Below are 22,053 nucleotides of genomic sequence, written 5' to 3'. Positions count from 1 at the left end.
CGGGTGCGGCTTCAAGACCATCTGGATGTCCCATGACGACCGTCTACGGCCTCAAGAACTGCGACACCTGCAAGAAAGCGACGAAGTGGCTCGACCGCTTCGGCGTCGCGCACAGCTTCGTCGACTATCGCGATACCAAGCCGACGCCGGAGACGCTGGTCGACTGGGCCGGCAAGCTCGGTGGGTTCGAGGCGATGGTCAACAAGTCCTCGACGACCTGGCGCCAGCTGCCGGACAACCGGAAAGCCGCGGCCAGCGATGCGGAGTGGAAGCTGCTATTGCGCGAGTATCCGCAGCTGATCCGGCGTCCGCTGGTGGTCACCGACGACGGCACGATCACCCAGGGTTTCAGCGACAACGGCTTCAAGACGCGCTTCGGCATCGAGTGATACGGCGTGGCGGCGCGATCGCCCCGTAGACATTCCATGCCGGATGCAGATGGTGTGCGGCATCGCCCTGTAGGAGCGCGCTTGCGCGCGATGGGCGTTTTGCGGGAACGCCTTTTCGCGCGCGAGCGCGCTCGTACAGCTCAGGAATTGCCATGTCCGACGTCCTTGATCTCACCCGCGACCTGATCGCACGCAAGTCGGTCACCCCCGACGATGCCGGCTGCCAGGCGCTGATCGCCGCGCGATTGCAGGCGGCGGGGTTTTCGATCGAGTCGTTGCGCTACGGCGACGTCGACAATCTCTGGGCCACGCACGGGCAGGGCGCACCGGTGCTGGTGCTGCTCGGCCACACCGACGTGGTGCCCAGCGGGCCGGTCGAGGCGTGGACGTCGGATCCCTTCGCGCCCGAGATCCGCGACGGCGTGCTCTACGGCCGCGGCGCGGCAGACATGAAGAGCGGCGTCGCGGCGTTCGTCGTCGCGGCCGAGCGCTTCGTCGCTGCGCATCCCGACCACACCGGCACGCTCGCACTGCTGCTGACCTCCGACGAGGAGGGCGATGCGATCGACGGCGTGCGCCGCGTCGCGCGCACGTTCCAAGAGCGCGGCACGCGCATCGACTGGTGCATCACCGGTGAACCCTCGTCGACCGCGACGCTCGGCGATCTTCTGCGCGTGGGCCGCCGCGGCAGCCTGTCGGCAACGCTGACCGTGCGTGGCGTGCAGGGCCATGTCGCGTATCCGGACAAGGCGCGCAACCCGATCCATGACGCCGCGCCGGCGCTGGCCGAACTCGTCGCCAGGCGCTGGGACGAAGGCTACGAATCCTTTCCGCCGACCAGTCTGCAGATCAGCAACATCGCCGCCGGTACCGGCGCGACCAACGTCATTCCCGGCACGGCGACCGTGCAGTTCAACCTGCGCTACACGCCGCACTGGGACGCGCCGACGCTGGAAGGGGAGATCGCGGCGCTCCTGGACCGTCATGGTCTCGACTACACGCTGGCCTGGCATCGCAGCGGCGAACCGTTCTACACGCCGGAAGGCCCGCTGCGCGCCGCGGCGCGAGAGGTACTGGCGGCGTTCGCCGGCGCACCGCCGGAGGAGAGCACCGGCGGCGGCACTTCGGATGCGCGCTTCATCGCGCCGCTGGGGGCGCAGTGCATCGAGATCGGTCCGGTCAACGCGAGCATCCACCAGGTCGACGAACACATCCGCGTCGCCGATCTCGACGCACTGCCCGGTCTGTACGAAGCGCTGATCGCACGTCTGCTGCATCCGGCGGACTGATCGTGCGCATCGCTGCGCCTCGACGCGGGCGCGTGCATGCTCGTCACCGTCATTCCGCCGTGAGCCCGCCATGTCCGACGCCCTGATCGTCGCTTGCCCGCACTGCCACAGCCGCAACCGCGTGCCCGCTGCGCGGCTCGGCGAGGCACCGACCTGCGGACGCTGCGGCACGTCGCTGCGGCCGGATGCGCCATTCGCACTCGATGCCGGCAGTTTCGATACACACGCATTGCGTGCGGACGCGCCGTTGCTGGTGGATTTCTGGGCGCCGTGGTGTGGCCCGTGCCTGACGATGGCGCCGGCGTTCGAGGCTGCCGCGCGTGCGCTGGCACCGGAGGTCGCGCTGGCGAAGGTGGACACCGAGGCCGAAGCGGTCCTCGGTGGGCGCTTGGGCATCCGCAGCATTCCCACGCTTGTGCTGTTCGCCGGTGGTCGCGAACTCGCCCGTCAGTCGGGTGCGATGCCCGCGCAGTCGATCGTGCAGTGGACGCGCGCCCAGCTGCAGGCGGCCCCGGCGCTCAGACCCAGCCGGTGAGGTAGTACAGCGCGATCACCGCGAACACCGCGGCGGTGCTGATCAGCGTGATCGCGAAGATGTCCTTGTAGGACTGGCGGTGGGTGAGGCCGGTCACCGCGAGCAGGGTGATCACCGCGCCGTTGTGCGGCAGCGTGTCCATGCCGCCCGAGGCCATCGCCGCGACCCGGTGCAGCACGTCCATCGGAATGCCGGCTGCCTGTGCGTTGGCGATGAAGCTCTCGGCCATCGCCGCCAGCGCGATGCTCATGCCGCCCGAAGCCGAGCCGGTAATGCCGGCGAGCGCGGTCACGGTGACCGCTTCATTGACCAGCGGATCGGGAATCGAATTCAGCGAATTGGCGACCAGCAGGAAACCGGGCAGGGCCGCGATCACCGCGCCGAAGCCGTACTCGGACGCGGTGTTCATCGAGGCCAGCAGCGCGCCGCCGACCGCGGTTTTCGTGCCCTCGGCGAACTTCGCCGTCACCGGCCGCCAGGCCAGGCACAGCACCGCCAGGATGCCGACCAGCAGTGCGCCCTGAACCGCCCAGATCGCGGCGATGCGCGAGATCTCCTGCACCACCGGCACCGCATCCTGCATCGCCGAGGACGGAAATACGTGGCTGCTGCCGTAGATGCGTGGAATCAGCACGGTGAACAGCTTGTTCGCCACGCCCACCAGCAGCAGCGGCAGCAGTGCGACCAGCGGAGGCGCCAGTCGGCCGCCGGCGAACGGCTCGGGTTCGTTGCGCAGCTCGATGCCGTAGCCCTCGCCGGCCGCCACCGCGGTGCGCCGGCGCCAGTCCAGATACAGCATGCCGAACGCGAAGATCAGCACCGAACCCAGCGTGCCCAGCACGGGCGCGGCCCAGGAATCGGTGCCGAAGAACGCGGTGGGAATGATGTTCTGGATCTGCGGCGTGCCGGGCAGCGCCATCATCGTGAAGGTGAAGGCGCCGAGCGCGATCGTGCCCGGGATCAGGCGCTTGGGAATGTCGCTCTGGCGGAACAGCTCGGCCGCGAACGGGTAGACCGCGAACACCACGACGAACAGCGAGACGCCGCCGTAGGTCAGCAGCGCACAGACCACGACGATCGACAGCAGCGCCTGCTTGGGCCCGAACAGCCGGATCGTCGCGGCCACGATCGATTTGGAGAAGCCGGAGATCTCGATCAGCTTGCCGAACACCGCGCCGAGCAGGAACACCGGGAAGTACAGCTTGAGGAAGCCGACCATCTTGTCCATGAACAAGCCGGTGAACATCGGCGCCACCAGCGACGGATCGGTCAGCAGCACCGCGCCCATCGCCGCGATCGGCGCGAACAGGATCACGCTGTAGCCGCGGTACGCGACCACCATCAGAAACACCAGCGCGCCCAGCACGATCACGAAATCCATGTCTTTCCACGGTGCGGCGGCCGGATGGCCGATGGGTGGGCAGTGTCGACAGCCTCGTCAGGCGCGGCCATTGGCCGAAGGTACGATGCCGCCCGGCGCGCGTGCTCCCTAGTCTTGGCGTCGGGCGGCAGCGTGCCGCACGACCTGGCGACCCGTGGGAGGGGACACATGAAGCGCAACACGATCCGGTATTCGACACTCGGTCTGGCCATCGGCCTCGGCCTGGCAATGCCGGCGGCCCAGGCCCAGCAGGCACCGCCGCAGGCGACCGCCGCGCAATCGAACGCGGCGACGACGCTCGATTCGGTCACCGTCACCGCACGTCGCCGCAGCGAATCGATCCAGGACGTGCCGGTCGCGGTCAGCGCCTTCGGCGAGGAACAGCTGAAAGACCTGCAGGCCAGCAGCATCGACGGCCTGCAGGGCGCGGTGCCGAATCTCAACATCGTGCAGGGCCGCGGCTCGGCCAACAGCGTCAACGCCTTCATCCGCGGCATCGGCCAGCCCGACGCGCTGCAGACCTTCGACCCGGGCGTGGGCCTGTACGTCGACGACGTCTACTACTCGCGCATCAACGGCGCGCTGTTCTCGCTGTTCGACGTGCAGCAGGTGGAGGTGCTGCGCGGCCCGCAGGGCACGCTGTACGGCAAGAACTCCACCGGCGGTGCGATCAAGGTCACCACCAAGAATCCGTTCGACGACAGCGGCGGCGCGGTCGAGCTCACCGCCGGCGACCACGGCCGCGCCGAAGGCCGCTTCTACGTGTCCGGCCAGCTCAGCGACACGGTCGCGGCGAGCATCGCCGGCGCCTGGCTCAACCACGACGGCTTCATCCGCGACCGCGACACCGGCCGGCACTACAACGACGACGACACCCGCGCGCTGCGCGCCAAGATCGCGTTCCAGCCGACCGACGTCTTCCGCGCGACGCTGTCGATCGACCACACGAAGCAGGACGCTGCGCTGTCGCTCGGCCAGCCCACCGCGCCGCTGCGTCGCACCGACCTCGCGCTCGGCACGGTGACGCTGCTGCCTGCGCCGACCGGCGAATTCGACTTCACCGCACGCACCTCGTTCCGGCCCGACCAGGGCCAGGCGCTGAAGCACTCGGGCGTGTCGCTGGCCGCCGAGTGGGACCTGAGCGATGCGGTGCTGTTCAAGAGCATCACCTCGTACCGCGAACTGGAAACGAACTCCTTCATCGACATCGATGCCTCGCAGTTCGAACTCGGCGACGTCCTGGTCGCGCTGGACCAGAACCAGTTCAGTCAGGAGTTCCAGCTGCAGCTCGACAACGGCCGCAACCTGCAGACGACGTTCGGCGCGTACTACATGAAGGAGGACGTGCCGTCCTACCAGGAGGCGTATGCGGATGATCTGTTCGCGTTCGCCGGCGCGCCGATCTCGTTCCTGCGCACGATCGGCGACGACCTCAGCACCGAGAGCGTCGCGGCGTTCGCGCATGCCAACTGGGAGTTCGTGCCGACCTGGACGCTGGCTGCCGGCCTGCGCTGGACGCGCGACACCAAGGACTATTCGCGCAGCACCAGCACATTCTGGGGTGCCCCGTTCACTGCGCTCGGCGAGACCGTCGCGTTCAGCGCGAAGAAGAGCTGGACCGCGTGGACGCCGTCGGTGAGCCTGCAGAAGGCGTTCTCCGACAATCTGATGGGTTACGTGTCGGCGAATCGCGGCTTCAAGTCGGGCGGCTTCAACGGCCGTGCGAACAGTGCCGCGGACGCTGCGGCGCCGGACTTCGATCCGGAATTCGTCTGGACCTACGAGTTGGGCATGAAGGGCAGCTCGGCCGACAATCGCCTGCGTGGCAGCGTCGCGGCGTTCTGGAGCGAGTACAAGGATTTCCAGGCGCGGGTCTCGCAGGACGTGGGCACGTTCCCGGTGCTCAACGCTGCCGAGCTCGAGATCAAGGGCATCGAGTTCGAAGGCAGCGCGCTGCTCGGCGAGACCACGACGCTCAGCGCGCAGGTCGGTTACCTCGATGCGCAGTACAAGTCGTTCGAGGATTTCCGCCTCGACCCGTCGTTCCCGGGCTTCGATCCCAGCGTCAACCACGACCACGTGCCGTTCTCGCCGGAATGGACCGCGCGCGTGGCGCTGCAGCACGGGTTCCCGCTCGCCAACGGCGGCCTGGTCAGCGTCGGCGGCGACGTGTCCTACCGCAGCGAGACCTGGCTGTCGGTCGACAACCGCGCCAACCTGAGCCAGGACGCCTACACGCTGGTCGGCGCCTACGGCGTGTGGGACTCGCCGCAGTACACCTGGCAGGTCCGCGCCGGCGTGCGCAACCTGACCGACAAGACCTACAAGGTCGAAGGCCAGGAGTTCGCCAGCGTCGGCAACATCCAGACCGCGTACTACGGCTGGCCGCGCAACTGGTACGTGTCGGTGCGCTACAACTTCTGATGCGCGCTGCGCGACGTTCGACGCGGAGGCCGCCTGCGGGCGGCCTTCGTACGTCCGGCGCACGGCGCTATGCTCGGACCGGAATTTCCGGGGAACGCCGTGCCATGACGCCACCTTCGACACCTGGCCTGCAGGGCGCGTCGTGCTGAGTGTCGGCGTGGTGGTCGTGGCCGTGGGCGTCTGGCTGACCGCAATGTTCGCGGTGGCGGTCTACGGGGAGCGGCACGCCGACGCGTTCGCCGCACGCTGGCGCCACATCTATGTGCTGTCGCTGGCGGTGCACTGCACCTCGTGGACCTTCTACGGCACGGTCACCCAGGCCGCGCGTTACGGCTGGCCGCTGCCACCGACCTTCCTCGGCGCCATCCTGTTCCATCTGCTCGCCTGGCCGGTGCTGGTGCGGCTGGTGCGGCTGGCGCGCGAGAGCAATGCGACCTCGCTCGCCGATCTCATCGCGAGCCGACTGGGCCGCGATGCCTGGCTGGCGGCCACGGTGACGCTGGTCGTCGCCCTGGGCCTGGTGCCGTACATCGCCCTGCAGCTCAAGGGCATCGCGATGAGCTACGCGACGCTGCTCGGACATCCGGCCGCGCAGGCCGACACCGCTGCGCCCTGGCAGGACAGCGCGCTGTACGTCGCGTTGGCGATGGCCTTGTTCACGATGCTGTTCGGCACGCGACGCGCGAGCGCGGCCGAGCACAACCGCGGCCTGGTGCTGGCGATGGCGTTCGAATCGCTGTTCAAGCTCGTGGCGATGCTGGCGCTGGGCCTGTTCGTCTGGTTCGGCCTGCGTGGCCTGCCGGACGTGCCGGCGTCGCCGCTGGTGACCTCGGCCAGCGGCTTCGTGCCGCTGGTGCTGCTCGGCGCGGCCGCGATGTTCATCATGCCGCACCAGTTCCACGTGGGCATCGTCGAATGCCGAGACGAGGCCCATGTGCGCGCGGCGCGCTGGCGGTTTCCGCTGTATCTGCTGCTGATCGCGCTGCCGATGCTGCCGCTGGCGCGCGCGGGCCAGGCGCTGCTCGGCGATTCGGTGTCGTCGGACATGTACGCGCTCGCGCTGCCGCTGGCGATGGGGCAGGAGGGGCTGGCGCTGCTGGTGTTCCTCGGCGGGCTGAGTGCGGCGACCGGCATGGTGGTGGTCAGCACGCTGACGCTGAGCCTGATGATCGGCAACCACTGGTTCGCGCCCGGGCTGCTGCGCGGCGTGTGGTCGCGCGGCGACGGCAACGACCATCGTGGCGCGCTGCTGCTGCTGCGCCGGGGCGTGATCGTCGCGATCATGCTGTCGGGCTGGCTCTACAGCCGGCTGGTCAGCGGCAACGACGCACTGGCCGATGTCGGCGCGGTGTCGTTCTCGGCACTGGCGACGCTGGTGCCGGCACTCGGTTTCGCGGTGCTGCGGCCGCAGACGCCGCCGGCGGCGGCACTGGCCGGCGTGCTCGCGGGGTTCCTGGCCTGGTGCTGGGTGATGTTGCTGCCGATGCTGATGCTGGTGGTGGAGGTGGATCCGCAGTGGGTGCGCGACGGCCCGCTGGGCCTGGTCTGGCTGGCGCCCGATGCGCTGTTCGGCCTGACCGGCTGGAGCCGCCTGGGCCGCGCGGTCGGGGCCAGCCTGTTCGTCGGCACCACGGTCACGCTGCTCGCGGGGCTGCGCCGCGGCCCCGTCGCCGACGCGACACCGCGGCCCGGGGCGAGCCGGCAGACACTGGCCAGCGCCGGGCGACGGTTCCTGCCGCCCGCCCGCGTGGACCGCCTGCTGCGCGACGCCCCGGCGCAGGGGCCGGTGCCGATCGCGATCCAGGCGCAGCTCGAACGCGAGTTGTCGGCCGTGCTCGGCGCCGCCTCGGCGCGCCTGCTGCTCGAAGCCGCACGCCGCGACGCCGGCCCGGATCTGGAAACGGTGGTGCAGATCGTCGGCCAGGCCTCGCAGGATCTGCGCTTCAACCAGCGGGTGCTGGAAGCGGCGCTGGAGAACATGAGCCAGGGCATCAGCGTGGTCGACGAGCAGCTGCGCCTGGTCGCGTGGAACGCCCGTTATGCCGAGCTGTTCGCGTATCCGCCGGCGCTGCTGCGCGTGGGCGTGGAAGTCGCCGCACTGGTGCGCCACAACGTGACCAGCGGCCTGATCGGCGCGGTCGCGATTGAGAGCGAAGTCGACAAGCGCCTGCGGCACATGCGCGCCGGCACACCCTATGTCGCCGAACGCACGCTGCGCGACGGGCAGGTGATCGAGATCCGCGGCAACCCGATGCCCGGCGGCGGCTTCGTCGCGACCTTCACCGATGTCACGGAGTTCCGCCGCACCGAGCACGCGCTGCGCCTGTCCAACGAGACGCTGGAGCAGCGCGTGGCCGAGCGCACCGACAGCCTCGACCAGGCACGCCGCGAGGCCGAGCGCGCCAATCACGCCAAGACGCGCTTCCTGACCGCGGTCGGCCACGACCTGCTGCAGCCACTGCACGCCGCGCAGCTGTTCACCGACGCGCTGTCGCAGCAGTTGCCCGGCGATGTGGCGCCGCGCCTGCGGCAGATCCGCGGCGCGCTGGATTCGACCAGCGATCTGCTGACCGGCCTGTTCGACATGTCGCGGCTGGAAGCCGGCGGCCTGGTGCCGCAACCGCGCGCGTTCCCGCTGGCCGAGATGCTCGACCCGCTGGCGTCGGAATTCGCCGCGCTCGCCGCCGAGCGCGGGCTGTCGTTCCGTTACGTGCGCAGCCGCGCCTGGGTGAACAGCGATCCGCAGCTGCTGCGCCGCGTGTTGCAGAATTTCCTCGGCAATGCGGTGCGCTACACCGCGCGCGGTGGCGTGCTGATCGGCGTGCGGCGCGTGGGCGGGCAGGTGCGGATCGAGGTCCACGACACCGGTCCGGGCATTTCCGAAGCGCAGCAGACGGTGATCTTCGAGGAGTTCCGGCGCGGCGACGGCGCGGCCGGGCAGGGGCTCGGCCTGGGCCTGGCGATCGCCGACCGCATCGCGCAGCTGCTGCACGCCCCGATCGCGCTGCGCAGCCGGGCCGGGCGCGGCACCGTGTTCTCGATCGCCGTGACGCACGCGCACGCCGGTCATGCCGCGCTGCCGCAGGCGCGCGCGGGTCTTCCGGGTGCGCGCGTCCTGGTCGTCGACAACGACCCCGCCGCGCTGGCCGCCCTGGAGCAGCTGCTGCGTGGCTGGGGCTGCAGCGTCGACGCGGTCGCCGACGGCGTCGACGCCGAACAGGCACTCGCCCGGACACCGGCCGACCTGTGGGTGTTCGACTACCACCTCGACGACGGCGACACCGGCATCGCGTTGCAGGCGCGGCTGGCGGCGCGCTTCGGCGCGCGTCCGACGCTGATCGTCAGTGCCGACGACACCGGCGTGGTCCGCAGCGACGCATTCGCGACCGGTCTGTCGCTGCTGCCCAAGCCGGTGCGCCCGCTGGCGCTGAAGTCGGTGCTCGATCGCATGCGGGCGATGCGCGGATAGCCTGTCCTTGCGCAGACGACGTCTGCAGCCACCGGTATCGATGACGTCGTTCCGGCGGTTCTCAGCGGACACGTGTGTGATCAGGCCGGGGTCTCAACAGCCGGATGGCGGGTCCTCCAGCCGATGTACCGCGTTCACTGGCCGGCAGTTCCCGTCGCTGCTGAAGGCACCGGATGACACGCGCCGCGCGCGGCCGAACCGGACCTCCGGTCCGCGCCGGAATGACGGGGGCGCGCATGCGGCTCGCTACAATCGCCGTCCCTGCAGTTCCCGACCGCCCCGATGCCCTATACCCCGATCGTCGCCACCCTCGGCTACGTGCTCTCGCCCGACCGCCGCCAGGTGCTGATGATCCATCGCAACGCGCGGCCCGGCGACCACCACCTCGGCAAGTACAACGGCCTCGGCGGCAAGGTCGAGCCGGATGAAGATGTCGTCGCCGGCATGCGCCGCGAGATCATGGAAGAGGCCGGCATCACCTGTGATGCGATGACCCTGCGCGGCACGATCAGCTGGCCGGGCTTCGGCAAGCACGGCGAGGACTGGCTGGGCTTCCTGTTCGTCATCGAGGCATTTCAGGGCACGCCGCTGGCCTCCAATCCGGAAGGCACGCTGGAATGGGTCGACGTCGACCGCATCCTCGACCTGCCGCTGTGGGAAGGCGACCGTGAGTTCCTGCCCCTGGTGTTCGACGCCGACCCGCGCGCGTTCCACGGGGTGATGCCGTATCGCGACGGGCGCATGCAGTCCTGGTCGTTCTCGCGGCTCTAGGGCGGCGACGCGCCGCCGACGGCGTCCGGGACGTGCACGCCGCGACGGCGGCCCCGGCTCCAGCGGACGCACGCGTCCGGCGGTCGATCGACCCGGCCCGGGCACGAGACCCGGCACGGCGTGAGCGTCCTGTCGGCGCGCACGCCGCGCCGCACCCGACGGCATCGTCCATCCCCCGTTGAACGCCACGGGGACCGCGCACCGGGGCCGACCCGGCCAGGTGTATGCTCCGCCGCCATCGCGCCCCGCAATCGTGGGAAGGCGCAGGCGAGGAGTTCGCATGGCGGTGTCGTCCCGGCGTTCGCTGCAGGCATTGGCCGCGCGCGTGCTCGCGCACGGCGAGATCCTGCGCCGGATCGCGATCGTCGCCGGCGTGCTGGCGATCGCGGCCCTGCTGGTGTTCGCGCTGCGCGGGTTCTGGCACGAATTGCGCTACGACGACATCGTGGCCGCGATCGAGGCCACGCCCGGTGCACGCGTCGCGCTCGCGGTGCTGGCGACCGCCGTCAGCTTCGCCGCGCTGGTCGGCTACGACGCCAGCGCGCTGCGCTACGTCGGTGCCCGCGTGCCGCCGCGCACGATCGCCAAGACCGCGTTCGTCGCCTATGCGCTGAGCAACACCATCGGGCTCGGCGTGTTCACTGGCGGCGCGGTGCGCATGCGGCTGTATGGCGCAGCCGGGGTGGAACCGGCCGACGTGTCGCGGGCCATCGTGTTCAACGCCCTGGTATTCGGGCTGGGGGCATGCGCCGTGGGGGGCGCGGGCCTGTGGTGGGACGCCGCCGCACTCGCGCCGATGCTGCGCGTGCCGGCCTGGATGGTGGCGGGCGGCGGTGCAGCGGCCATCGTGGCGGTGCTGCTGGTGCTGGCGCTGTGCCACGTGCGCGACCGCATCGGTCGCCTGCGGCTGCCGTCGCCGCGCCTCGCGTGGACCCAGCTGGCGCTGTCGGTGCTCGACATCACCGCCGCGGCCGCGGTGTTGTGGCTGCTGCTGCCCGACGGCGCGGTCGGGTTCGCGACCTTCCTGGGGTTCTATGCCGCGGCCGTCGTCATCGGCGTCATCAGCCACGTGCCCGGCGGACTCGGCGTGTTCGAGGCGGTGATGCTGGTCGCGCTCGGCAGCCGCGTGCCGGCCGGCGAACTCGCCGGGGCGCTGGTGTTGTACCGGCTCGTCTACTACGTGCTGCCGCTGGTGCTCGCGCTGGGGGTGCTGATCGTCCATGAAACCGGACAGCTGGCGACGCCGGCACGGCGCTTCCTGTCCGGGTTGGCACCGCGCGTGCTCGCCGGTGCCACGCTGGTCGCGGCGGTGATGCTGCTGGTCTCCGGCGCGACACCGGCAACCGGCCGCGCGCTGCAGACCCTGCAGGTGCTGCCGCTGCCGCTGGTCGAAGCCGCGCACTTCCTCAGTTCGATCATCGGCGTGCTGCTGCTGTTCGTCGCCCGCGCGCTGCTGCGCCGGCTCGATGCCGCGTGGTGGGCCGCGGTGGTGCTGGTCGCACTCGCGCTGGTGTTCGCGCTGCCCAAGGGCCTGGCGCTGACCGAAGCGCTGGTGCTGTCGGCGCTGCTGATCGCACTGTTGGCCTCGCGACGCCCGTTCCAGCGGCGCGCCTCGCTGCTGGCGGTGCCGTTCACCGGTGGCTGGCTGCTGGCGATGGCGGTCATCTGCATCGCGGTGACGGGCCTGCTGTTCTTCGCCTATCGCGATCTCGCCTACGCCCATCAGCTGTGGTGGCAGTTCGCGGTCTCGGGCGAGGCGCCGCGTTCGCTGCGCGCGATGGTCGCCGTCGCGGTGGTCGCGCTGGTGCTCGCGCTGCGCCAGCTGGTGCGGCCGGCCGTGCCCGCGCCGCCGTTGCCCGACGCCGCGCAGCTCGCACAGGCGCAGGCGATCGTGCAGGCGCAGCGCCATGCGGACGCGGGCCTGGTGCTGACCGGCGACAAACACCTGCTGTTCTCCGATGCCGGCAACGCCTTCCTGATGTACGGCCGGCAGGGCCGTTCGTGGATCGCGCTGTTCGATCCGGTCGGCCCGCGCGACGCCTGGCCGGAACTGGTCTGGCGCTTTCTCGAACATGCGCGCGATGCCGGGGCACGCGGCTGTTTCTACCAGGTCGGACAGGAGGCGTTGCCCCTGTATCTCGACGCCGGCCTGCGGCTGTACAAGCTCGGCGAGTACGCGCGGGTGCCGCTGGTCGGGTTCTCGCTGCAGGGCAAGCGGCGCGGCAATCTGCGCACCGCGGTGAACCGGGCGGAGCGCGAAGGGCTGACATTCGCGGTCGTCGACGTGGCCGACGTGCCGCCCGAGCTGCCGGCATTGCGCGCGGTGTCCGATGCCTGGCTCGGCGCGCATCGCGCGGCCGAGAAACGCTTCTCGATCGGCGCCTTCGATCCGCTGTACATCGCACGCAATCCGGTCGCGGTGGTGCGCGAGGGCGCGCGCATCGTCGCGTTCGCCAGCCTGCTCGTCGCCGGCGATCCCGCGCACGGCGAAGCCGAGGCCAGCGTCGACCTGATGCGGCATCTGCCCGATGCGCCGCCCGGCACGATGGACTTCCTGTTCGCACGTGTGCTGCAGCACCTCGCCGACGCGGGCTATGTGCAGTTCGGCCTGGGCATGGCGCCGTTGTCGGGCATGGCGATGCACGCCCTGGCACCGAACTGGCACCGCATCGGCCGGCTGCTGTTCGCGCGCGGCGAGCAGTTCTACAACTTCAAGGGCCTGCGCGCGTTCAAGGACAAGTTCGATCCGCAGTGGGAGGCACGCTATCTGGCGTGTCCGGGGGGCGTGACGCCGTTGCTGGTGCTGGCCGATGCCGCCGCCCTGATCGCGGGTGGCTATCGCGGCGTGCTGTCGAAATGAAGCGTCTCTGGACCTGCGTGCTCGTCATGCTCGCCGCGTTGCCGGCGGCCGCGCAGGAGCGGGTCAGCCACGGCTTCTTCCACGACGTCACGCTGACGCGCCCGCTGCGCCCGACCACGCATACGGTGCTGCTGCTGGGCACGGGCGACGATGCCGGCACCGCCGCCGCGCTCGCGCGCGATGGCGCGCTGGTGGCGTCCATCGATGTGGCGCGCCTGCAGGCCGCGTTCGCCAACGACGCCGGCCCCTGCGCGTTTCCGGATGGCGATCTCGAAAACCTGTCGCACTGGCTGCAGGGGTATGCGCAGTTGCCCGACTACCGCCCGCCGGTGCTGGTCGGGCGCGGCGCGGGCGCGGCGATCGTCTACGCGATGGCCGTGCAGGCAGGGCGCGGCGTCTTCGCCGGCGTGGTCACACGCGGTGCGCTGCCGCCACTCGCGCTCGGCAAACCGCCGTGCAAGGGTGCGGGCACGTTGTTCGCCGCGACGATGCCGACAGCGAAGACGGTGACGTTGCAGCCGGCATCCGCCGTGGCGACGCCTTGGCTGGCGCTGGCCGCTGGCCGTGAACTGCCTGCACTGCAGGCGTTCGCCGCGGACATCGACGGGGCCGCGGTCCGCGCACACGGTGACGCGCTGCCGGCGCTGGTTGCCGGCGTGCGCGCACTCGCGGCGGCGTCGGCACGCGCGCAGCCCGCGCCACCCCCGTCCGACGTTCGCGATCTTCCGCTGGTCGAGGTCCCCGCCACCGGCACCGCGCATCCGGTCTTCGCCGTCCTGCTCAGCGGCGACGGCGGCTGGGCGGGCCTCGATGCCGAAGTGGCCGACGCGCTCGCCGCGCGCGGCATTCCGGTCGTCGGCTTCGATTCGCTGCGCTACTTCTGGTCCGCGCGTACGCCCGATGGACTCGCCCGCGATCTCGATCGCGTGATACGCACGTATGCGAGGCGCTGGCAGCGGTCGCAGGTGCTGCTGGTCGGTTATTCGCAGGGCGCGGACGTGCTGCCGTTCGCGGTGAACCGGCTGCCGCCGTCGACGCGGGCGACCGTCGCGCACACGGTGCTGATCGGCCTGGGCACGCGCGCGTCCTTCGAGTTCCACGTCGGCAACTGGCTGTCGGCGGGCCGCGACGATGCGCTGCCGATCGCGCCGGAGATCCTGCACCTGTCGGCCGAGCGCACGCTGTGCATCCAGGGGCAGGGCGACCCGGACGCGACCTGCGCGTCGTTGCCGCCCGGCCACGTCACCGTGCGGACACTGCCCGGCGGCCATCACTTCGGCGGAGACTACGAACGGCTGGCGGGCGTGGTCCTCGAACGCGTCGAGGCTGCGCGCGTCCTGCGTACCGACGCGCCCCGGTGAGCGCTGCGCGGCCCGGGTCGCCTTCCCGACGCCCCCAAGGCGGCGCGCACGACAGGCTGCAGGCGCGGGTGCAGCGTCGCGCGCTGCACCGCGCAGTCGACGACCGCGGTGCGTGGGTTCAGGCCTTGCCCGCGGGCGCGAGCGCGATCAACAGGCCGCGCGCGGTCTTGATGCGGGCCTCCGCGTCCGGCAGGTCGAGGGTGATGCGCAGTTTGTCGGGGCCGTCCATCTTGTAGTGCTTGGGTTGGCCCTGGATCAACCGGATCACCGCCATCGGATCGACGTTCGGTTTTTCGGTGAACTGCACGCGCCCGCCAGCGTCGCCGAGGTCGATCTTGCGCACGCCCAATGCGGTCGCCTGCAGCTTGAGGTCGGCGACGGCGAACAGATGCTTCGCGGGATCGGGCAGCAGGCCGAAGCGGTCGATCATCTCGACCTGCAGCTCGCGCAGCTTGTCGATGTCGCGCGCGCTGCTGATGCGCTTGTAGAGCATCAGGCGCGTGTGCACGTCGGGCAGGTAGTCCTCGGGGATCAATGCCGGTACGTGCAGTTCGATGTCGGCGCCGCGCGCGTCCACGTCGTCGACATCCGGCAGCTTGCCCTGCTTGATGCTGCGCACCGCGCGTTCCAGCAGCTCGGTGTAGAGGCTGAAACCGACCTCGGCCATCTGCCCGCTTTGGCCTTCGCCGAGCAGTTCGCCGGCGCCGCGGATTTCCAGATCGTGGGTCGACAGGGTGAAGCCCGCGCCGAGTTCGTCCATCGATGCGATGGCTTCCAGCCGCTTCTTCGCATCGCTGCTGATCGAGCGCTGGTCGGGAATCACCAGGTACGCGTAGGCGCGATGGTGCGAGCGACCGACGCGGCCACGCAGCTGGTGCAACTGGGCGAGGCCGAACTTGTCGGCGCGGTTGATGATGATCGTGTTGGCGTTGGGGATGTCGATGCCCGATTCGATGATCGTCGAGCACAGCAGCACGTTGAAGCGCTGCTTGTTGAAATCCAGCATCACCTTCTCGAGTTCGCGCTCGGGCATCTGGCCGTGGGCGATGCCGATGCGTGCGTCGGGTACGAGTTCTTCCAGCTCGCGCTGCATGCGGCCGATGCTCTCGACATCGTTGTGCAGGAAATACACCTGGCCGCCGCGGCTGAGCTCGCGCTGGAAGGCTTCGCGCAGCTGCGCGTCGTCCCAGGGCACGACGAAGGTCTGCACCGCGAGGCGATGCGCCGGCGGCGTGGCGATGATCGACAGGTCGCGCAGGCCGGCCATCGCCATGTTGAGCGTGCGCGGGATCGGCGTCGCGGTCAGCGTGAGCAGATGCACGTTGGCACGCAGCGCCTTCAGCGCTTCCTTCTGGCGCACCCCGAAACGCTGTTCCTCGTCGACGATGACCAGGCCCAGATCCTTGAACTTCACGTCCGACTGCAGCAGCCGGTGCGTGCCGACGATGACGTCGAGCGTGCCGTCGGTGATCTTGCCGATCTCGGTCTTGATCTCCTTGGTGCTCTTGAAGCGCGACAGCACCTCGACGCGGATCGGCCAGTCGGCGAAGCGGTCGGCCATCGTGCGGTAGTGCTGTTCGGCGAGCAGCGTGGTCGGCACCAGCACCGCGACCTGCTTGCCGGCCGCAGCGGCGACGAAGGCCGCGCGCACCGCGACTTCGGTCTTGCCGAAGCCCACGTCGCCGCAGACCACGCGGTCCATCGGCTGGCTGCTGCCGAGGTCTCGGATCATCGCTTCGATCGCCGCGTGCTGGTCGGGCGTTTCCTCGAACGGGAACGCGGCCGCGAACGGCTCGTACATCGTGCGGTCGACTTCCAGCGCCAGGCCGGCACGCGCCTGGCGCTTGGCCTGGATTTCCAGCAGTTCCGCGGCGACGTCGCGGACCTTGTCGGCGGCCTTCTTGCGCGCCTTGGTCCAGGCTTCGCCGCCGAGCGAATGCAGCGGCGCGGTTTCCGGCGACGCGCCGGAATAGCGGTTGACCAGATGCAGTTGCGACACCGGCACGTACAGGCGGTCGCCCTTGGCGTATTCGATGTCGAGGTATTCGCCCGGCTGGCCGCCGGCTTCGAGCACGACGAGCCCGCGATAGCGGCCGACGCCGTGGTCCTCGTGGACGATCGGCGCGCCTTCGCTCAGTTCGCCGAGGTCGCGGATGATGCTTTCGGGGTCGCGCGCCGCCACCCGCGTGCGTCTCCGCGGCTGCGCGGCGCGCTCGGGGAACAACTGGCGCTCGGTGAGCAGCGTCAGTTGCGGCGCATCGAGGGCGAAGCCGTTGTCGAGCGGCGCGACCGCAATTGCGAAGCGTGTGGCCGTATCGGCGACGAAGCTGGGCACGTCCGGCAGCACGACGGGGCGCAGCTCACCGGCATGCAGGATTTCCAGCAGCGCCTCACGGCGCCCGGCCGAATCGGCCGCGATCAGCACGCGGCCGGGATAGCTGCCGAGGAAGCTGACCAGCGCATCGGCCGGCACGTGATCGCGCGCGGCCAGTGGCAGATCCGGTGCGGGCTGGTCACCGAGGGCCGCTGCCTGCGCATGGCGCGGATGCTCGGCGTCGCAGACTTCGACGCGTACGCCCTGGTTGAGCCGCTCGCGCAGTGCGTCCGGCGCGAGCCACAGCTCGCCGGGCGGCAGCAGCGGGCGTTCGATGTCGTGGCGCAGCTGGTCGTAACGGTGCGCGATCTGCTGCCAGAACTGGTCGGCGCAGGCCGAGGTGCCGGTGTCGATCACCGGCAGCGTGGTGTCGGGCAGGTAGTCGAACAGCGTCGCCGTCGATCGCGGCGCCTCGCCGGTGTCGATCAGCACGCGTCGTGGCGCTTCGAAGAACAGCGGCAGGTAGTACTCGATGCCGGCCGGCGCGGCGCCCGCCTTGAGGTCCTGGTACAGGCCGCTGCGGCGCGTGTCGATGTCGAAGCGTTCGCGCAGGGTGTCCATCGCGCGTGCGGTCGCGGCCTCGTCCAGCGGCACCTCGCGTCCGGGCAGCATGTGCAGCGCCTCGATCCTGTCGAGCGAGCGCTGGGATTCGGGGTCGAAGGCGCGGATCGATTCGATCGCATCGTCGAACAGCTCGATGCGGTAGGGCTGGTCGGCGCCCATCGGGTAGACGTCGAGCAGGCCGCCGCGCACGGCGAAGTCGCCGGGGTCGTGGACCTGGGGTACATGACCGTAGCCCGCGCTTTCGAGCCGCCGCTTTTCCGCATCGAAGTCGAGGGTCTGGCCGACGCGCAGGTCGAAGCTGCCGCCGGCGACGTGGCGCACCGGGGCCAGCCGCTGCATCAGCGTCTGCACCGGCACCACGACGATGCCGCGCTCGAGCGTCGGCAGCCGGTGCAGCGCGGCGAGACGCTGCGAGACGATGTCCGGGTGCGGGCTGAAGCGGTCGTAGGGCAGGGTTTCCCAGTCCGGGAAGGCCAGCACGGGCACGGCGTCGTCGCCGGCGCCCAGCGTTTTCAGATCGTGTTCGAGCTGGTGCGCGCCGTGATTGTCACGCGCGACCAGCAGCAGCGGCCCGTCGTGGGCGGCCGCGGCCTGGCGTACGGCCCAGGCCAGGGCGCTGCGACTCGCGGGGGCGCGCCACCAGGCGCGGGACTGGCCGGCGGCGGGCAGGGGCGGAGTGGGGGAAAGCGGCTTGGGCATGCGGACATTCGGCTACGGGCGCGGACACGACGACAGCGCCGAAGGCCTGACGGCCGGCGCTGCGCGCGCAAAAGTTTAAACGAACGCGTCGCGAGGCCTGCGACGGACGGCAGGCCCCGGCGGGTTCAGCCCAGCGGAATGCTGGGCACCGGGTCGGGGGCCGGTGAGCGCTTGAGCTCAAGCGAGACCCGCACCATGCCCGGCGTCTCGACCGATTCGCGCTGGAAGCCGAGCGACTTGGCCAAGGCCAGCATCGGCTCGTTCTCTTCCAGCACATCACCGTACAGGCGATCGAGGCGCTTGCCCTTGGCCCAACGCACGAGGCGCCGCATCAGATGCCGGCCGAGGCCCATTCCTGCGACGTAATGGCTGACCAGGATGTGGAACTCGGCGTGGCGGGTGCCGGGCAGCACGGCGGCCCGCGAGACGGCGCCGACCAGTGCGTCACCGGGTGTCAGCGGCTCGGCGGCGACCAGGACGAATTCGGACTTCGGGTTCGGCTGGGTCAGCCGGCTGGCGGTCTCAGGCGAGAGTTCCGGTTTTGCATAAAGGAATCGCTGACGCACCTCGTCGGGTTCGAGCAGCGCGAACGCTGCACGCAGCGGCTCGGCGTCGGCCGGACGGATCGGGCGGATCAGCACCTGGCGGCCATTGGCGAGGCGAATTTCCTCATGCCACGGGGGGAGGCGGTTGCGTGCGGTCATCGAGGGGGGGACACGAAGGCGGTGCCCGGACCTTAACCGGTGGCGCGATTCAGGCATCGTGAAGAGCTGAACGCGTCGCTGTCCGATGCGCGCATTCACTTCCCGCAGCGCCGCGCCTCAGACGGGCTCGCGCAGCCAGTGCAGGCGCGTGCTGCCCATGCGGTCCTCGCCGAGCCGCTGCTGCAGCTCCTCCAGCGCCGGGGCCAGCGTGGTCGCCAGCTGCCAGGGCGGATCGAGCAGCAGCAGGCCACTGCCGTTCATGCGCAAGGGCGAGTCGTCAGGCCGGACCAGCAGCTCGACCACCAGCGTGGAGCGGGTCTGCAGCTTGCCGGCGGCGCGCAGGAAGGGCGTCAGCGTGCGGCGTTGCTTGATCGGATACCACAGCGCCTGGATGCCCTGCGGCCAGCGGGCCATCGCGTCGCGCATCGCCGACAGGGCGGTGTCGAACTCGGCGCGCTGGGCCTCGTAGGGCGGGTCGATCAGCACCAGGCCGCGTGCGAACGCCTGGCCGCCCTGGCGTGGCGGCAGCAGGGCCCGGCAGGCCTCGTAGCCGTCGCGGCCGTGCACGGCCACGCGCGGATCCCGGCCCACCGATTGACGCAGCGCCGCCTGGGCGCCGGGTTCGATCTCGCAGCAGGCGATCCGGTCCTGCGCGCGCAGCGCGTGTGCCAGCAGCCACGGGGAGCCGGGATAGGTCGCCTCGCCATGCGCGGCGCGACAGGCGGCCACCGCATCGAGGTACCGGATGACGGCCGGCGTGCGCGCCGGCGCGTCCAGAAGCCGACCGATTCCCCCGTCGGCCTCGCCCGTGCGCCGCGCCTGTTCGTCGAGCAGGCTGTAGACGCCGGCGCCGGCGTGGGTGTCGAGTGCGAAGCACGGCGCCGGCTTGACCGCCAGCGCATCGCAGATCGCGAGCAGCACGACGTGCTTGAGGACATCGGCATGGTTGCCGGCGTGGAAGGCGTGGCGGTAGTTCATGGGCATAGGGTAGCGGTCACCCGCGCGCCGCGCGCCGTATCCTGTGTGGGACCCCGCTGCCCACCGCCCATGGCCCACATCCTGCTCGTCGAGGACGAACCGGCGATCGCCGAGACCATCGTCTACGCGCTGCGCGCCGACGGGCACGCGGTGACGCATTGTCTGGACGGCCGGACGGCGTCGGAGGCCGCGGCGACGGCCGCATTCGATCTGGCGATCCTCGATGTCGGCCTGCCCGACGTCAGCGGCTTCGCGCTGTGCGGCGAGCTGCGCCGTACGGCGCAGCTGCCGGTGATCTTCCTGACCGCGCAGGCCGGCGAGTCGGAGCGCGTGCTCGGCTTCGACCTCGGCGCCGACGACTACATCGCCAAGCCGTTCTCGCTGCGCGAGCTCGTCGCCCGGGTGCGCGTGGTCCTGCGGCGCGGCGCACCCGGTGGCGCAGTCGTCGATGGCAGTCGCACCGGTGCATTCGAGCACGATGTCGCCGGGCGGCGGATCCGGTACCACGGCCAGGCGCTCGACCTGACGCGCTACGAGTACGGCCTCCTGTCCGTGCTGCTGGGGCGCCCGGGCGCGGTGCTGTCGCGCGCCCAGCTGATGGACCGGGTCTGGGAGAACGCGCCCGACAGCGGCGACCGCACCGTCGACACCCACGTCAAGACGCTGCGCGCGAAGCTCCGTGCAGCCGATCCCGGAACCGATCCGCTGCGCACGCACCGCGGCATCGGCTATTCGCTGGACGTCGGCTGATGCCGCGTCGGCGCGCGGCGTGCGGGTGCGACGCCGGATGAGGATCGGCCTGCGCATCCTGCTGGGCTACTTCGCGATCGTCGCGCTGGCGGCGCTGCTGCTGATGCGCGTGTTCTCGCAGGAGGTCAAGCCGGGCGTGCGCCAGGCCATGGAGGACACGCTGGCCGACACCGCCGGCGTGCTGGCGGAACTCGCGACCGACGATTTCCTCGCCGGCCGCATCAATGACGGCGCATTCGCGCAGCGTGTCCGCGCACTGGGCACACGGGAGCTGGACGCCGACATCTGGGGATTCCACAAATCCGGCATCGCCTACCGCGTCTACATCACCGATGCGCGTGGCGTCGTGGTGTTCGACTCCAGCGGGCGCGACCTCGGCCGCGACTACGCCCGCTGGAACGACGTCCACCTGACGCTGCGCGGCCGCTACGGCGCGCGCTCCACGCGCGAAGACCCCGACGACGACGCCAGCTCGGTGATGTACGTGGCCGCGCCGATCCGCGACGGCAACCGGATCGTCGGGGCGCTGACGGTGGCCAAGCCCAACCGCACGATCGCGCCGTTCATCGCGCGCAGCGAGGCGACCATCCTGCGCTGGGGCGGGGTGCTGCTGGGCAGCGCGCTGGCGATCGGCCTGCTCGCGGCGTGGTGGCTGTCGCGCCAGCTGCGCGCGCTGCGCCGGTATGCCGATGCGGTGACGGCCGGTGAACGCGCACCGGTGCCGAAGACGGCGGGCGAATTCGCCGATCTCGGCCAGGCCCTGGACACGATGCGCGAGCGCCTGGAAGGCCGGCAGTACGTGGAGCGCTACGTGCACGCGCTCACCCACGAACTCAAGGCTCCACTGTCGGCGATCCGCAGTGCGGCCGAGCTGCTGGAGACACCGCTGCCCGATGCGGACCGCCGCCGGTTCGCCGCGAGCGTGGTCGCCCAGGGCGAGCGCATGACCCAGATGATCGACAAGCTGCTGGCGCTGGCGGCCGTGGAACACCGGCAGCGGATCGAGCAGCCCGGACGCGTGCCTGTGGTGGCGATGCTCGAGTCGGCACTGGCGACGTTCCGGGACGATCCGCGCCGCGTGCCGGTGGACCTGGCGATCGACGACCGCTGCCGCGACGCGGCCGTGGTCGGCGATGCGTTCCTGCTGCGGCAGATGGTCGCCAACCTCGTCGACAACGCCTGCGATTTCGCCCCCGCAGACAGCGTGGTGGCGGTCGCGCTCGAGCCGGGGACGGGCGATCGGATCGCGATCACGGTGGCCGACCGCGGCCCCGGCGTGCCGGCCTATGCGCTGGACCGTGTGTTCGAGCGCTTCTATTCGCTGCCTCGACCCGGAGGCGGCAGCCGCAGCAGCGGCATCGGCCTGCCGTTCGTGGCCGAAGTGGCGGCGCTGCACGACGGGCGCGCCACCCTGGTCAACCGGCCGGACGGCGGCGCACTGGCGTCGGTCGACCTGCCGAGGGCGCAGCCGCCGACTTCATAGCGACTTCACGCACGCCCCATCG

General features: G+C 70.7%; 14 protein-coding genes. 10 read left to right on the top strand and 4 right to left on the bottom strand.

All coding sequences use genetic code 11. The annotated features are described in order from the left end of the window. The first annotated feature begins 32 nt into the window (after nucleotides 1-32). The 3 genes from ACF3M1_RS11015 to trxC all read left to right on the top strand — a co-directional run bounded on the left by ACF3M1_RS11015 (nucleotide 33) and on the right by trxC (nucleotide 2,213). Nucleotides 33-389, top strand: a complete 357-nt coding sequence (locus tag ACF3M1_RS11015; protein ID WP_394000587.1) for an arsenate reductase — start codon at nucleotides 33-35, stop codon at nucleotides 387-389. Nucleotides 390-541: 152 nt separating this feature from the next. Next, complete coding sequence (gene dapE, locus ACF3M1_RS11010) at nucleotides 542-1,678, top strand: succinyl-diaminopimelate desuccinylase (RefSeq protein ID WP_394000585.1); 1,137 nt, start codon at nucleotides 542-544, stop codon at nucleotides 1,676-1,678. A 70-nt stretch (nucleotides 1,679-1,748) separates the two neighbouring features. Next, nucleotides 1,749-2,213: a thioredoxin TrxC gene (gene trxC / locus ACF3M1_RS11005; protein ID WP_394000583.1), complete on the top strand. Its 465-nt coding sequence runs from the start codon at nucleotides 1,749-1,751 to the stop codon at nucleotides 2,211-2,213. On the opposite strand, the gene ACF3M1_RS11000 is transcribed toward trxC, so the two are convergent. After that, complete coding sequence (locus ACF3M1_RS11000) at nucleotides 2,197-3,594, bottom strand: GntP family permease (RefSeq protein ID WP_394000581.1); 1,398 nt, start codon at nucleotides 3,592-3,594, stop codon at nucleotides 2,197-2,199. The two genes, trxC and ACF3M1_RS11000, sit on opposite strands and share 17 nt — an antisense overlap. Nucleotides 3,595-3,762: 168 nt before the next feature. Here ACF3M1_RS11000 and ACF3M1_RS10995 point away from each other — a divergent pair, with 168 nt between their 5' ends. The 5 genes from ACF3M1_RS10995 (at nucleotide 3,763) to ACF3M1_RS10975 (ending at nucleotide 14,479) form a co-directional block, all read left to right on the top strand. Next, the gene (locus ACF3M1_RS10995) at nucleotides 3,763-6,018 is read left to right on the top strand and encodes a TonB-dependent receptor (protein ID WP_394000579.1); all 2,256 of its coding nucleotides are present in this window, start codon (nucleotides 3,763-3,765) and stop codon (nucleotides 6,016-6,018) included. A gap of 142 nt (nucleotides 6,019-6,160) precedes the next feature. After that, the gene (locus ACF3M1_RS10990) at nucleotides 6,161-9,487 is read left to right on the top strand and encodes a PAS-domain containing protein (RefSeq protein WP_394000578.1); all 3,327 of its coding nucleotides are present in this window, start codon (nucleotides 6,161-6,163) and stop codon (nucleotides 9,485-9,487) included. A gap of 282 nt (nucleotides 9,488-9,769) precedes the next feature. Further along, nucleotides 9,770-10,258, top strand: a complete 489-nt coding sequence (locus ACF3M1_RS10985; RefSeq protein WP_394000576.1) for an NUDIX domain-containing protein — start codon at nucleotides 9,770-9,772, stop codon at nucleotides 10,256-10,258. A 280-nt stretch (nucleotides 10,259-10,538) separates the two neighbouring features. Next, nucleotides 10,539-13,118, top strand: a complete 2,580-nt coding sequence (gene mprF, locus ACF3M1_RS10980; RefSeq protein WP_394000574.1) for a bifunctional lysylphosphatidylglycerol flippase/synthetase MprF — start codon at nucleotides 10,539-10,541, stop codon at nucleotides 13,116-13,118. Next, nucleotides 13,115-14,479 carry a virulence factor family protein gene (locus tag ACF3M1_RS10975; RefSeq protein ID WP_394000572.1) on the top strand — a complete coding sequence of 455 codons (1,365 nt, stop codon included), beginning with the start codon at nucleotides 13,115-13,117 and terminating at the stop codon, nucleotides 14,477-14,479. The genes mprF and ACF3M1_RS10975 overlap by 4 nt, the downstream gene beginning before the upstream one ends. Nucleotides 14,480-14,597: 118 nt before the next feature. Here the strand turns inward: ACF3M1_RS10975 and mfd are convergent, their stop codons facing one another. The 3 genes from mfd to ACF3M1_RS10960 form a co-directional block, all read right to left on the bottom strand. Then, nucleotides 14,598-18,116, bottom strand: a complete 3,519-nt coding sequence (mfd, locus tag ACF3M1_RS10970) for a transcription-repair coupling factor (protein ID WP_394000571.1) — start codon at nucleotides 18,114-18,116, stop codon at nucleotides 14,598-14,600. 125 nt (nucleotides 18,117-18,241) lie between these two features. Next, a complete protein-coding gene (locus ACF3M1_RS10965) occupies nucleotides 18,242-18,820 on the bottom strand; it encodes a GNAT family N-acetyltransferase (protein WP_394000569.1) in 579 nt (192 codons plus the stop codon). Nucleotides 18,821-18,937: 117 nt separating this feature from the next. Then, on the bottom strand, nucleotides 18,938-19,798 hold the full coding sequence (locus ACF3M1_RS10960) for a 23S rRNA (adenine(2030)-N(6))-methyltransferase RlmJ (RefSeq protein ID WP_394000567.1): 861 nt from the start codon (nucleotides 19,796-19,798) through the stop codon (nucleotides 18,938-18,940). A gap of 69 nt (nucleotides 19,799-19,867) precedes the next feature. On the opposite strand from ACF3M1_RS10960, the gene creB reads away from it, so the two are divergent. Further along, on the top strand, nucleotides 19,868-20,548 hold the full coding sequence (gene creB / locus ACF3M1_RS10955; protein WP_394000566.1) for a two-component system response regulator CreB: 681 nt from the start codon (nucleotides 19,868-19,870) through the stop codon (nucleotides 20,546-20,548). 37 nt (nucleotides 20,549-20,585) lie between these two features. Further along, complete coding sequence (creC, locus tag ACF3M1_RS10950) at nucleotides 20,586-22,031, top strand: two-component system sensor histidine kinase CreC (protein ID WP_394000564.1); 1,446 nt, start codon at nucleotides 20,586-20,588, stop codon at nucleotides 22,029-22,031. Nucleotides 22,032-22,053 lie beyond the last annotated feature (22 nt).

Origin of the sequence: Luteimonas sp. WGS1318, from assembly GCF_043187535.1 — a bacterium.
In the GTDB taxonomy this organism is placed as follows: Bacteria; Pseudomonadota; Gammaproteobacteria; order Xanthomonadales; family Xanthomonadaceae; genus Luteimonas.
Note: the sequence above shows the minus strand (reverse complement) of the source record. Positions and strands in the feature narration are given on the sequence as shown.

Coding starts and splice junctions, on each gene's coding strand:
- ACF3M1_RS11015 (WP_394000587.1), top strand. CDS start 33: ATGACGACCGTCTACGGCCTCAAGAACTGCGACACCTGCAAGAAAGCG.
- dapE (WP_394000585.1), top strand. CDS start 542: ATGTCCGACGTCCTTGATCTCACCCGCGACCTGATCGCACGCAAGTCG.
- trxC (WP_394000583.1), top strand. CDS start 1,749: ATGTCCGACGCCCTGATCGTCGCTTGCCCGCACTGCCACAGCCGCAAC.
- ACF3M1_RS11000 (WP_394000581.1), bottom strand. CDS start 3,594: ATGGATTTCGTGATCGTGCTGGGCGCGCTGGTGTTTCTGATGGTGGTC.
- ACF3M1_RS10995 (WP_394000579.1), top strand. CDS start 3,763: ATGAAGCGCAACACGATCCGGTATTCGACACTCGGTCTGGCCATCGGC.
- ACF3M1_RS10985 (WP_394000576.1), top strand. CDS start 9,770: ATGCCCTATACCCCGATCGTCGCCACCCTCGGCTACGTGCTCTCGCCC.
- mprF (WP_394000574.1), top strand. CDS start 10,539: ATGGCGGTGTCGTCCCGGCGTTCGCTGCAGGCATTGGCCGCGCGCGTG.
- ACF3M1_RS10975 (WP_394000572.1), top strand. CDS start 13,115: ATGAAGCGTCTCTGGACCTGCGTGCTCGTCATGCTCGCCGCGTTGCCG.
- mfd (WP_394000571.1), bottom strand. CDS start 18,116: ATGCCCAAGCCGCTTTCCCCCACTCCGCCCCTGCCCGCCGCCGGCCAG.
- ACF3M1_RS10965 (WP_394000569.1), bottom strand. CDS start 18,820: ATGACCGCACGCAACCGCCTCCCCCCGTGGCATGAGGAAATTCGCCTC.
- ACF3M1_RS10960 (WP_394000567.1), bottom strand. CDS start 19,798: ATGAACTACCGCCACGCCTTCCACGCCGGCAACCATGCCGATGTCCTC.
- creB (WP_394000566.1), top strand. CDS start 19,868: ATGGCCCACATCCTGCTCGTCGAGGACGAACCGGCGATCGCCGAGACC.
- creC (WP_394000564.1), top strand. CDS start 20,586: ATGAGGATCGGCCTGCGCATCCTGCTGGGCTACTTCGCGATCGTCGCG.